The organism is Chitinophaga polysaccharea (assembly GCF_902150045.1).
Classification (GTDB): domain Bacteria; phylum Bacteroidota; class Bacteroidia; order Chitinophagales; family Chitinophagaceae; genus Chitinophaga; species Chitinophaga polysaccharea_A.
In genome coordinates, this window is sequence record NZ_CABFVU010000004.1 from 731,311 (window position 1) to 743,277 (window position 11,967).

Annotated in this window: 11 protein-coding genes; 5 read left to right on the forward strand and 6 right to left on the reverse strand. The window is 46.3% G+C overall.

Going from position 1 to position 11,967, the window contains the following annotated elements; all coding sequences use genetic code 11:
- Positions 1-16: 16 nt before the first annotated feature.
- Both FN124_RS27565 and FN124_RS27570 read left to right on the forward strand, forming a co-directional pair.
- Positions 17-1,126 (forward strand): calcium:cation antiporter, encoded by a 1,110-nt coding sequence (locus tag FN124_RS27565; RefSeq protein ID WP_142687998.1) that lies wholly within the window; start codon positions 17-19, stop codon positions 1,124-1,126.
- A gap of 113 nt (positions 1,127-1,239) precedes the next feature.
- Positions 1,240-1,824, forward strand: a complete 585-nt coding sequence (locus FN124_RS27570; protein WP_142687999.1) for a PhnA domain-containing protein — start codon at positions 1,240-1,242, stop codon at positions 1,822-1,824.
- 44 nt (positions 1,825-1,868) lie between these two features.
- Here the strand turns inward: FN124_RS27570 and FN124_RS27575 are convergent, their stop codons facing one another.
- From FN124_RS27575 to FN124_RS27590, 4 genes are all read right to left on the reverse strand, one after another.
- Complete coding sequence (locus FN124_RS27575; RefSeq protein ID WP_142688000.1) at positions 1,869-3,089, reverse strand: glycosyltransferase family 87 protein; 1,221 nt, start codon at positions 3,087-3,089, stop codon at positions 1,869-1,871.
- Between the two features lie 197 nt (positions 3,090-3,286).
- Positions 3,287-4,264 (reverse strand): transglutaminase family protein, encoded by a 978-nt coding sequence (locus FN124_RS27580; protein ID WP_142688001.1) that lies wholly within the window; start codon positions 4,262-4,264, stop codon positions 3,287-3,289.
- Positions 4,265-4,276: 12 nt separating this feature from the next.
- Complete coding sequence (locus tag FN124_RS27585) at positions 4,277-5,212, reverse strand: alpha-E domain-containing protein (protein WP_142688002.1); 936 nt, start codon at positions 5,210-5,212, stop codon at positions 4,277-4,279.
- A 16-nt stretch (positions 5,213-5,228) separates the two neighbouring features.
- Entirely contained in the window at positions 5,229-6,677 is a 1,449-nt protein-coding gene (locus FN124_RS27590; RefSeq protein WP_142688003.1) for a circularly permuted type 2 ATP-grasp protein, read from the reverse strand.
- A 308-nt stretch (positions 6,678-6,985) separates the two neighbouring features.
- On the opposite strand from FN124_RS27590, the gene FN124_RS27595 reads away from it, so the two are divergent.
- Entirely contained in the window at positions 6,986-9,370 is a 2,385-nt protein-coding gene (locus tag FN124_RS27595; RefSeq protein ID WP_221887928.1) for a glycoside hydrolase family 2 protein, read from the forward strand.
- A 12-nt stretch (positions 9,371-9,382) separates the two neighbouring features.
- Positions 9,383-9,706, forward strand: coding sequence for a hypothetical protein (locus tag FN124_RS27600; RefSeq protein WP_142688004.1), 324 nt, complete (start codon positions 9,383-9,385; stop codon positions 9,704-9,706).
- A gap of 40 nt (positions 9,707-9,746) precedes the next feature.
- On the opposite strand, the gene FN124_RS27605 is transcribed toward FN124_RS27600, so the two are convergent.
- A complete protein-coding gene (locus FN124_RS27605) occupies positions 9,747-10,583 on the reverse strand; it encodes a ThuA domain-containing protein (protein WP_142688005.1) in 837 nt (278 codons plus the stop codon).
- Positions 10,584-10,943: 360 nt separating this feature from the next.
- Here FN124_RS27605 and FN124_RS27610 point away from each other — a divergent pair, with 360 nt between their 5' ends.
- The gene (locus FN124_RS27610) at positions 10,944-11,420 is read left to right on the forward strand and encodes a VOC family protein (protein WP_142688006.1); all 477 of its coding nucleotides are present in this window, start codon (positions 10,944-10,946) and stop codon (positions 11,418-11,420) included.
- A 5-nt stretch (positions 11,421-11,425) separates the two neighbouring features.
- Here the strand turns inward: FN124_RS27610 and FN124_RS27615 are convergent, their stop codons facing one another.
- Positions 11,426-11,845 (reverse strand): VOC family protein, encoded by a 420-nt coding sequence (locus FN124_RS27615; protein ID WP_142688007.1) that lies wholly within the window; start codon positions 11,843-11,845, stop codon positions 11,426-11,428.
- Positions 11,846-11,967 lie beyond the last annotated feature (122 nt).

The window sequence follows — 11,967 nt, forward strand, 5'->3', positions numbered from 1 at the left end:
TTTGTAAATTAAGCACATGGCATTCAATCACTTTCTCTACAGGAAATGGAAAATTACGCTCCCGCTATGGTGTCTTATCAGTCCTCTTACCGGGTTGGCATTACTGGGATTTGCAGGAGAACAGCAAAGCGGGATATTATCAGCTGTGATGGGTTTAGTGCTGATCAGTGTGGTGCTGTCGGCTGTGCATCATGCAGAGGTGGTGGCGCATAAGGTAGGAGAACCGTATGGCACCCTCATTCTGGCGCTTGCTATTACGGTGATTGAAGTATCGCTGATTGTATCTATTATGCTGAACAAGGCAGATCAGGGTGCAACGCTGGCAAGAGATACGGTGTTTGCCGCTATTATGCTGATCCTGTCGGGCATTATAGGGATGTCTTTGTTCATTGGAGGTTACCGCTTTAAAGAACAGGCCTTTATAAAAGCCGGTGTAAGTGCCGCGCTGGTTGCCTTAACGGCGATCTCCATTTTAACCCTTGTCTTACCAAATTATACCACTACCGAAGCAGGCCCTGTTTATTCCAGCAGCCAGCTGATATTTGTAGCTATTATTTCACTGGTGCTGTATGGCGGTTTTGTAGCGGTGCAAGCCGTGAGGCACCGCGATTATTTCCTGCCGAAGGATGCGGCGCCCGGCGATGAAGACACACATGCCGCACCGCCGTCGGGGTTAACTACTGTTGTGAGCATGGTATTCCTGTTAATAGCGCTGGCAGTGGTGGTATTACTGTCGAAGAAATTATCTCCTGTAATTGAAACCATTGTGGTAAACCTGGGTGCGCCTAAAAGCCTTGTAGGGGTTATCATAGCGGCGGTGATCCTTTTGCCGGAGGGATTGGCCGCCATCAGGGCGGCCTCGCAAAACCGGTTACAAACAAGCCTGAACCTGGCGCTTGGCTCAGCACTGGCGAGTATAGGGCTCACTATTCCCGCGGTGGCTATAGTTGCTTACACACTGGGTTTTAAGATAACGCTCGGTATAGATGCCAAGTCTACCCTGTTGCTGATCCTTTCTCTCTTTACTATCAGCATTTCCTTTAATGCAGGAAAAACGAATATCCTGCAGGGGATCGTGTTGCTGGTGATACTGGCTACCTATCTTTTTATTACCGTGGTACCATAAAGTGAACCGGCTTCCCTGCTGCCGCAGTTCAAACTGCCGGTAAAAATTAATACGGCTATGGTCCGGGGCAAAAAAATATTACCTTCGTGCACATTTTTTTATCAAGGATATATATGAAGCTGAACGAACTATTGCTAACAAGGAGTGAAAACAAGTGCGAGCTATGCAAATCAGAAGAGCAGTTGAACATGTACGAAGTGCCTCCCCAAACTTACAGTGATCAGGATAATTGTATCCTTATCTGTGAAAAGTGCCAGTTACAGGTGGAGAAAAAAGCGGAGCTGGACAGTAGTCACTGGCAGTGCCTGAACGAATCGATGTGGAGTGAGGTTCCTGGCGTGCAGATTGTTTCCTGGCGCCTGCTGAACCGCTTAAGGCAGGAAAGCTGGGCGGCAGATAACCTGGACATGATTTACCTGAATGATGAAGCACTGGCCTGGGCTAAAGCTACCGGCGATCACGAAAATGAGGCTGCGGTAGAATTGCACAGGGATAGCAATGGTGCTGTTCTGCAAAACGGCGACACTGTTATTCTTACCAGGTCCCTTGATGTAAAAGGGTCTACCTTAAACGCAAGAATGGGCACTGTGGTAAAGAATATACGGCTGGTGCCGGATAATACAGAACAAATAGAAGGAAAGATAGAAGGACAGCTGATTGTGATCCTCACCAAATATTTAAGGAAGCAAAATGCATAATAAAAAAGGGGGGTCTCCTGAGAGACACCCCTTTTTCGTTATTTTTAAGCTGCCCTTTGCAGCTTGTCGGCCGTTATTCTTGCCGGAACAGCGGATGCCGCGAAGAAAGGCTCCATTATTATTTTCAGCCATACAATTGAGCAGAACACCGCTTTCACTGCATAAGGCTCTACATAAGTTCTGGCAATCCAGTATGGCGTTATCAGGTCTGTAGAGGAAAAGGAAGTGAATACCAGCGTAAGCACCACCAGTACGGTATTTAACGTTGATGGCCGTTCCTGTGTGAAATACCAGATGGCCACACCGGTGAGCGCAATAATATAGGTAGGCGATTCACCTTTATGGTTAAAGATCACCACCCATATCAGCACGGAGGCCAGCATACTCAGGTTATACCTGGATTCCCGGTTATAGAGGATGGGTAAAAACGGCGCCATAAACAGGGCTGCTGCCACCAGCATAAAAATCTGTTTGGAGATATCCATGTTAAACCAGGTATGCCACCATCCCATCACGGAAACACCATAGGAAGCGGAGTAGTCGTTCGCCAGCAGGTGGCCCCAGCTCTTGTAAAGGTACAGCAGCTGATCCCATGAAATCACCATCAAAGGCATCACTGCAATCACGGCTGTCCAGAAAACGGTATACAACGCGGCTTTCCAGCGTTCGGGGTATAACAGGAACAATGACATGGCCACCACGCCAAATAGTTTGATATACACTGTTACCACCAACAGCAATGCTGCCAGCCAGATCTTTTTGTTTTCCATGCAATGCCATGCAAGAATAAAAAAGCCCGCGATAAATACGTTGATCTGTGAGCTGGTAAGCGCAATCATCATCTCTATAGCTAAAAACAACAGCAGGATGGATTGCTTTTCTTTCTTTACCGGCAAAGTTCTGATGGCAATAATAAATACTACCACGTTCATGATATTCCAGCAAATCAATGCGGGTACATCCGGCATCCAGGCGAAAACGCCCATCCACAAAGCAAAAGAAGGACTGTACTTATACAGGTCGTAATATTCCGATTCGTATAGCACGTAGAGGTCCTGGTTATGTACCAGGTGTGAAAATGCCTGTTTAAAGATCAGGAAGTTATTGTAACGGGTCCATCTTTCCATATCCTGTGAAGAAAACCAGGAATGAAAAGAGATGCCCACCGCCATTAACAGAAAAAGGGTATACAGGTATTTTGGCGGGATACTGCCGATCGTATGGCAGAAAGCATCCCAGCGCCTTTTTATGGCAAAGCGTTGCATTGTACTCTTTTAAATGTGACAGTTGTAGTTTATAGTTCGGCCATTAAGGTTCCTGGCAAAACTATATAAATTTTCCTTATTTGTGAATTATCAAATTGTTTTAGGAGAATAAATAAGAGATGTTATTAAGCGGAGGAGGATCAGCGTGACGGGCTCCGCAGAGGGGATCCCGTCATTCGCCGGTGTAATTTGTGTATTCATTGTTGTTGCTGCTGTTGCTGCATCATTATTTCTTCCAGGTGGCGCTGGTAACTATTTTTTGCAGGCGCCGGTGAAACGGTACTACTGGTGGCGGGCTGAAGGAACTGTTCCGGATCAATATGCTCGTGATCATCGTAACCTACTGATACGGTCACATCCAATGTATGTCCTGCGCCGCCGCTGTATACGCCTTTCACCGGGGAGCAGTCACTGAAATTGCGTCCTACTGCCAGTTTCACATGATTTTCGCCGGCGATGCAGTTGTTGGTAGGGTCAAGTCCCAGCCAACCATATTCAGGAATATACACTTCTGCCCAGGCATGGGTGGCGCCTTCCCCGCGCATGCCGTTTTTATTGGGACAAATATACCCGCTTACATATCTTGCCGGAATTTGTGAGAAACGCAGCATGGCGGTTAACAGGTGCGCGAAATCCTGGCATACGCCTGCTTGCAGAAGTAATATTTCATCGAGGGTGCTGTTTACCGTGGTTACTCCTTTGATATAATCGAAGTGTGTATATACATAATCGGAGAAGCGTACAGCTGTTTTGAAAGGTGTATCAGTATCTTCTTTCAGGCTCAGTGAAATTTGCCGCAGGGAAGCTGCGTTTTCAAAATTCTCCTGTTTAAGATAGTCGATAAAAGCCACCTCATAGCGGATATCCTCCAGTAGCTGCCATTGGACCAATGGTGGCAGGTTATCAGCCGGCAGGGGGCGGGGGAGGGTTTCCACACAGGTGGAAGAAACGATCTTCAATTCATGATGCGGTTCAGTTTGCGTAAAAATTCCTACTTCATTTCCATAATAATCTTTGAATACTTCAACTTCAGGGTGATGAGAAATAGTCAGGTCATGTTTGATCACTTTCTGGTATTCATCTTTTACCGGGTAGAGGATGATCTGGTTGGCACTGTCGCGTACCGGTGTTTCGTAAGTGTAACGCGTGGTATGTTTTATTTTGAAAACAGGCATATAATATAATGGTTAAGCATTTGCGAAATAGTATTCATTCAGCAGGTTACCGATGCCGTATAGCTCGCTCCTGATTTTAACAAGATAGGAATGAAGCCCTTCCGCTTTCATGCTGTTTACGGAGCTATAGGTGATGGTGCTGTTCAATCGCCCGATATTAAACGACAGTTTATTATAGTGTTCTATATTCTTATCGCTTTTAAGCCGTTCAAAATACCGGTGAATATTGTTCACGGAATATTTTGCGGATCTTGGAAAATCGTTGTTGAGCATCACCAGTTCCAGCACGTTTTCTGCCTCAAAGCCTTTCCTGTAGGTTTTCAGGTAAAGCTCATAACCACCCAGCGATAGTAGCAGGTGTTGCCAGTAAGAGGTGTCTGTAAGCAGATCGGGATTGTTGGAGATGGAGATAAATTTGATATCGAGGATATCGATCGACTGTATACTTCTTTCGAGGTATTTGCCGATGCTCATAAAGCTCCTGCTTTCACCCCTTTCCATAATACTGCCTGCGGTGCCATAATATAGCATTACCTGTTTAATAAGAATATCCAGGGCTGTTACGGGGTCGTCTTTTTGTACATACCATAACAGCTTTGGGTCTTTCACGGTATGATAGTACTCATTGAGGCACTGCCACAGGTCTTTTGCGATGTGCTCCTGTACGCTCCTGGCATTTTCACGGGCCAATGTGATCATGTTGATGATGGAGTTGGGATTGTCGCGGTTAAAGAGCAGGTACTCGATCACCGAACGGCTGTCGTTTTTGATAGATGAAATTTCGGCTTCATCGCCGCCGGAGGAAATGCGGATCACCGGTGTCCATGTAAATTCCTGGATGGTGTCTTGTGAAGAGGCGTAGTTTATTTTCAGCATTCTCAGGATACCGTCGCTTCTTTCTACATACCTGCTCAACCAATATAAACTGGAGGCTACTCTGCTTAACATAGGCGTTTGTTTTTGTTTATGATGCCAGTACCCAGGTGTCTTTACTGCCGCCTCCCTGTGAGCTGTTTACCACGAGAGAGCCTTCTTTCAGGGCTACCCGGGTTAATCCGCCGGGAACGATAGAGATGCCATCGGGGCCTGTAAGGGCATATGGCCGGAGGTCTACCCGGCGTGGTTGCAGCATGCCGTCGAGATAACAAGGGGCGGTAGACAGGCTGATGGTTGGCTGGGCGATGAAGTTCCTGGGGTCTTTCAGTATTTCCTTCTTATAATTTTCTATATCGGATTCGGAAGCGGCATGCCCCATCAGCATGCCATAGCCACCGCTTTCGTTGGTTTTTTTGATCACCATTTTATGGATGTTACGGAAAACATATTCTTTGTGTTCCGGGTCGCCTAAACTGTAGGTGGGTACATTTTTCAGCAGGGGTGTTTCATTCAGATAATATTTGATCATGTCCGGTACATAGCTGTATACGGCTTTATCGTCTGCTACGCCGTTGCCGGTGGCGTTAATGATAGCTACATTGCCTTTGCGGTAGGCGCTCATCAGGCCGGCAACACCGAGCACGCTTTTGGGATTGAATACAAGCGGATCTATATATTCATCGTCTACCCGGCGGTAGATCACATCTACCTGTTGCAAACCGGTGGTGGTTTTCATGTATACTTTCTGATCACGTACCACGAGGTCTCTGCCTTCCACCAGCTCCACGCCCATCAGGCGGGCCAGTGTAGTGTGCTCATAATAGGCGGAATTGTACATGCCCGGGCTCAGCAGCACTATAGTAGGGTTGGCTACCGCACGGGGTGAGAGCGATAACAGGTTCTTATAAAGAATAGAAGGGTACTCTGTTACGCTGCGCACTTTACACTGTGGCAGGAGGTCGGGAAAGAGCCGTTTGGTGATCTCGCGGTTTTCCAGCATATAGCTTACCCCTGAAGGTGTACGGAGATTATCTTCCAGTACGTAAAAGGTGCCGTCATAATCCCGTATCAGGTCGATGCCCGCAATATGGATATAGATATCGTAAGGAACGTTCAGCTGGTGCATTTCCCGCAGGAAATGAGGGCAGGAATAGATGAGGGAAGCGGGAATCACACCATCGCGGATAATAAACTGGTTGTTATAAACATCTTTCAGAAAAAGGTTAAGTGCTTTCAGCCGCTGTTTAATGCCTTCTTCAATAAAAGTCCATTCTGAGCAGGTAATAATACGGGGAATGATATCAAAGGGAAAGATCTTTTCAATCCCTTCCCCGTTATCGTACACCGTAAAGGTAATTCCCTGGCTCATAAACAGGCGTTTGGCCAGTTCTTCTTTCTTATTGAGATCGTTGGCCGATTCGTTCTCCAGGTAGCTGATGATCCGGTGGTATTGTTCCCGGAGATGGTTATCAGCAATGTACATTTCATCCCAGGTATTGGAGATATGATCATAGCGGTTGAGGTTAATAGTATTCATTTTAATAATATTTATATTCTGGCATATACGATGGCTCTTGTTGTTTAATTTATGAAAAAAAATACTAATTATATCATGGTAAAGATGTTTTATTTTTTATTTCATGCCTAATTTTATTACATTATATAATATTATAATATTAATGAAATCGAAAAATATGCAGATTAACAAACCTTAAAAGTTAAGCCTGTTTATTCATGGGGAATTATGTATATTTTGCTACCGTACCTGTTTTAGCCATTAAGATGAACGGAAAGATCACAACCCTGTAAGCCACTCAATTTAACCACAAAGAAATAAGTAACTCCATGATGAGAACACCACTATTACTGGCCACTGCCTTGCTTTTATGCAGCCTTGCCCCATTACAGGCACAAACCGGTTATAAAATGAAACCTGTTGCCATTCAATCCCGGTGGGCGAAGCAAGTGAATCCGCAAAATGCGCTTACCGCCTATCCACGGCCCCAGCTGGAACGGAAGAACTGGCAAAACCTCAATGGGCTCTGGGAGTATGCCATCACGGCAGCAGACGAACCTGCACCCTATAATTTCGACGGGCAGATACTTGTGCCTTATCCATTGGAATCCGCATTATCCGGCGTAAAGAAAACACTGTTGCCGGAACAGCGGCTCTGGTACCGCCGTAAACTTGATATTAGCCAGGTGGCAGGAGAGAGAACGCTCCTGCACTTCGGGGCGGTGGACTGGCAAAGTAAAGTATACCTCAACGGGAAAGAGGTAGGAGGTCACACCGGCGGCTATACGTCGTTTACTATTGATATCACCAATGCAGTAAAGAACGGGGAGAACATTCTTGTACTGAAGATCTATGATCCGTCGGACAGGGGGATAGGCCCTTCCGGTAAGCAGGTATTGAATCCTGCCAATATCTATTACACGCCCAGTTCCGGCATCTGGCAAACCGTATGGCTGGAAAAGGTGCCTGCCGATTATATCTCCGGCCTGGATTTCACACCCGATATTGATAAACAAATACTTAATCTTACGGTAAATGCGCCCGCAGGGTATACGGTGGAGGCGGTGGCCTCTGCCAACGGTAAAACTGCAGGCACAGTAAAAGGCAGGAGCGGTGTTCCATTACAGTTAAAGGTGGATCACCCGGTTTTATGGTCGCCCGGAAATCCTTTCCTGTACGATCTCTCCGTGAAACTCCTGAAAGGAGGCAGGGTAGCCGATGAAGTGAAAAGCTATTTCGGAATGCGTAAAATATCCATTGCAAAAGATGAAAAAGGAGTAGACCGCATCTTTCTTAACAACAAGCCTTACTTTAACCTTGGTACCCTGGACCAGGGCTTCTGGCCTGATGGCCTTTATACGGCGCCTACTGATGAAGCGCTGGCATTCGATATTAAAGCCATCAAGGCAATGGGTTTTAATACCATCCGCAAACATATCAAAGTGGAACCCGACCGCTGGTATTACTGGGCTGATAAACTGGGTATGCTGGTATGGCAGGATATGGTGAGCCCCAATCACAGCCTGCCCGAAGGCGCCAAAGCGGCTTTTGAACAGCAATGTAAAGAAACGCTGGCGCAGCTGCATAATTATCCATGCGTTACTACCTGGGTGCTGTTCAATGAAAAATGGGGACAATTCGATCAGCAGCGCTTAACAGAATGGATCAAACGCAGCGATCCGTCGCGGCTGGTGAATGGTCACTCAGGGGAATACCTGTATGTAAATGAAAAGCTCCGCAGTCCCAGCCCGAATGCATACATCAGCGCAGACCTTACCGATGTGCACAGTTACCCCAATCCTATGAATGCCATAAAAATGCCGGGAAAAGCCCAGGTACTGGGCGAGTTCGGCGGTATTGGCGTATTCATTCCCGATCACCAGTGGAACACCAACACTGCCTGGGGATACATCCAGGAAAAGCCCGCTGCGCTGAAATCGAAGTATGCCATTATGAACCAGCATCTGCAGCTATTGGAGCGGCAGGGCCTGTCCGCCAGTATCTATACCCAGCCTTTTGATGTGGAAGGAGAGCAGAACGGGTTGCTTACCTACGACCGTGAAATAGTGAAAATTCCGTTTGAGGAAATAAGGAAGATACATGCGCCACTAAACAAAGACCTGGGCACCATACCGGAAGTGGCTGCCCAGGATGCTGATCTTACAGAGCCCGCCGCCATCTACAGCGCCATGTTGCAGGAGTATATTGACGGTAAAAGGGAACCGGAGTTCCTGAGAAAGCTGGCTATGCTGGCGGTGCAGTCGGGCGATAAAGACGGCGCAGCCCTGGCCGGCGCCGACTACTTCGCTGTAATGAAACAACCCTATTCAGAAGATGACCTCCGTTATGTGATGCAGGTGACCGGCAGTACCCGTGATACCGGCTTCTTTATTATCCGCAATAACATGGAGGCCATCGACAAAGCGATGGGCGCAAGACAAGCCACCGTAAAAATGATGAATCTTATTTACCAGGATCTTATCGCTCCCTCTGTGCCTGAAAACGGCGCCAATCCCGATTGGGATGCCATTTACACTACTGTAAAACCCTATGGCGCACCAGGAGAGGAAATATACCTGCGGGCAAGAACGATTTATCTTCTCAATAAACAGGACAAAACAGGATTCAAACCAGTAGCTAAAGAATACCTCGATAAATATGGCCAGTTCGTAAAGCTGGATGAAAAGAAAAAGATAGAGGCGTTTATGAATTAATCGCCTTCGGCGATGAAGTTGTCTTGGAGCAGGATTACGCTGATTATCCTGATTATTGTGATTGATCAGCGTAATCATCAACATCCTGAGTCAGACAAATTGCCATCCCTGCAGGAGGTAGAAAATTTTGTGACTGCGGAAAAGCATCTGGAAGGCATTCCTTCGGAAAAAGAAGTGCTGGAAAAAGGCCTGGATCTGGGCGATTTCGACCAGCAGCTCCTGAAGAAAGTAGAAGAGCTTACCATGTATATTATCCAACTGAATAAAAACGTGGAGCGCCTGAATAAACAGGTAGCAGAACAGCAGCAAACTATTGCCACCTTGCATGCGAAGTAATTAAACAATGGGCACGGATCTACACCGTGCCCATTGTTTGTTATTTCTTCTTTCCCATCCACTGCAATGCATCCAGGATCATCCTGTTCTGTATTTCGTTCGCAAAGGTGAAAGATAATTCCTTATTGGTATGATGCTCATAGTCGATATCATTATGCCCCATATTCACATATAGCATCTTATACTTTTTATTGGTCCATACCACAGGGTAATAACCGCTGTGCCAGATCTCGTGTTGTTTAGGGCCGGTGCCGAGCGGGAAGCTGCTGGGATCAACAGACAGCAGTATACTGATGTCCGGGTTTTTACGCAGGTCGTTGCTCCAGCGATACCACTCATTGGGAGCGGTGGAGAAAGTATCCGGCAGGTTTTGGGTAATGGGGTGCGGGCGGTTTTCAACCCGCAACACAGCCGGTGTGGGGCGCCAGGTGTTGCTGCCATATGATCCTGAGCCGAGGAAGATATTGTGATACCAGTCCCAGTTTTGCGGAAAGGCAGATGGTGTAAGCGCAAATGCAGCAAAGTGAAAGCCTATCCATCCGCCGCCATGCTCCATGTACTCCCGGAAGGCGGCGCGTTGCGCGGGATCTTCCGGCCTTGTATCCAGGAAAATCACTACCTGGTATTTAGACAAAAATGCAGCATTGAGATTTTGCCAGTTGTTGGTGGAGTCGTAACTGAAATTATATTTCGCTGCCATTTCCGGAAACCATTTATTGGCTTCATGCACAAAACTGATATGCGCCTGATCATTTTTAGCGGTGTAAAAAGCGATAACACGGAATTGCGGGGAGGTGGTTTGTTGGGCATGGCCTGCAACACTGCCGAACAGGCTTAAAATAAGCCAAAGGATGCTTGTGTGGAATTTTAGCTTCATAAATAGTAAATGAACTACAAAATAAACCATTTACGCGAATTTTGTCTGACTCAGGATTATGATGATTTAGATGATTACGCTGAATAGATTTTGTTAGGATTTTAAAGGATTTTGGAAGATGGAAACGAATAACCGCCTTTATCTCCCCAAATCTTTCTTAATCATTGACAAAATTCTAAAAATAAAATCTACTCAGCGTAATCATCTAAATCATCATAATCCTGAGTCAGACAACCTTCGCGATAACATCCGCATTGTCGCAAGCGCCCCTAAAGAATGTCGCTTTTGCACCGTAAGTGAGAAAAAGAGGGCTGCTATCTTTGTAACGAAATGAACCTCTTAAAACTTTAATCTATCGTTATGCAAAAGATCACACCGTCATTATGGTTTAACTTCAATGCGGAAGAGGCTATCAGCTTCTACTCATCTATCTTTAAAAGTGCAGAAGTAAAAAACAAATCATATTATGGAGAAGGAGGGCCTGTGCCTGCAGGTACTTTGCTGGCCGCTACCTTTTCCCTGGAGGGACAGGAATTCCTGGCTATCAATGCAGGGCCACAATTCCCGTTCACAGAAGCTGTTTCCTTTACGGTATACTGTGAAACCCAGGAGGAGGTAGATTATTATTGGTCCAGGCTCACTGCCGATGGTGGAAAGGAAGTGCAATGCGGCTGGCTGAAAGATAAATATGGCTTATCCTGGCAGATCACGCCTACTATCATGTCTAAACTGCTGAGCGATCCGAATAAAGAAAAGGCAGGCAGAGCCATGCAGGCCATGATGAAAATGGTGAAGCTGGATATTGCAGCGCTCGAGAAAGCATTTAATGGTAAATAGTATCTTTATTGCCGGCTGTTTCCTTCAAAGTTAATGAGCCAGTGAAGACCAAACTTATCGGTGAGGCCACCAAATAAAGCCCCCCAGAAAGTACTTTCCAGCGGATGAGTGGCAATACCATCCGCAGAAAGACGGGCATAAAAAGTACGGGCTTCCTCTTCACTGTTACAGTCCAGTAGTAAAGAAACGGTATTGCCCGCAGTAAGCCCCGATTCGGGCACCATATCGGAAGCGGTAAGTACCAGGTTACCTTTGGTAAGACTTGAATGCAGGATGAAAGGCTTCATAAATGAAGGTATCTCCGCCGAAACGGGCGAATCGCCAATGGTCTGGAGCCTTAACTCTCCACCAAGACATTCCCTGTAGAAAGTCATAGCCTCCCGGCAGTTGCCGTTAAAAGTAAGGTAGGTATGGATGAAGGTCATTTTAAAACCGGATTTTTTCAGTTAGAATCATAATGCAAAAATCGTAATGGTTCGGATAAATAACAGGGGTGTATAGCGACAATTCTCAGGCTAATTGCGGCATAAATTATTATAATAGCAGC